This window comes from Bacillus sp. LR--39 (genome assembly GCF_053613335.1).
The window spans coordinates 1-647 of record NZ_JBSIOT010001048.1 but is presented as its reverse complement, the minus strand read 5'-3'; the positions used below and the strand labels follow the sequence as shown (position 1 = coordinate 647).

1 pseudogene is annotated in these 647 nt (G+C 48.4%); it reads left to right on the top strand.

The annotated features are described in order from the left end of the window. Positions 1 to 647, top strand: a pseudogene (locus tag ACWHAR_RS28335) (phage portal protein); the annotation flags it as partial.

The following is a 647-nucleotide window of genomic DNA, read 5'->3' as shown; positions in this document are numbered from 1 at the left end:
TGTAAACACATTGGCAGAGAAGTATCAAGCAAATGAAGCCATTCACCTCAAAATCGGAAGCGGCGTATACGGTGTACCCCGCTGGATCGGCAATATTGTCAATTTATACGGAGCCCGAAAAGCAGAAGAACTCAATTTTATGTATTTTAAGCAGGGACGTCACGTCCCCGCTGCGATTACAGTGGAAAACGGGATGCTGTCTGAAGCTTCTTACCGGGAGCTGCAGGAATACATGAATGATCTTGAAGGCGTGGAAAACGCCCATAAATTTCTCCTGATCGAAGCGGAAGGAATCGCAAAAGAAAAGGATCTCCACGGAGGCGAGGATATTACGCCGGTTTCCGTGGAAATCAAATTCTTGGCGGAAATTCTCCAAAACGACGCCTTGTTTCTTGAATACGATGAAAAAAGCAGAAATAAGCTGCGTTCCGCGTTCCGCCTCCCGCCTCCCGCCGCTGTATACAGGCGAGGCTCAGGAATACAACCGGGCGACAGCTGATACTGCTAGAAAAATTACGGAGGAGCAGGTTTTTCAGCCGGAGCGAAAAACACTCGTGAATAAACTGAACACGCTGCTTTTGCCGGAGCTGAATATCCATGACGTCAGGCTGACATTAAAAGGACCGGACTTTCGTGATCCGCTTGAG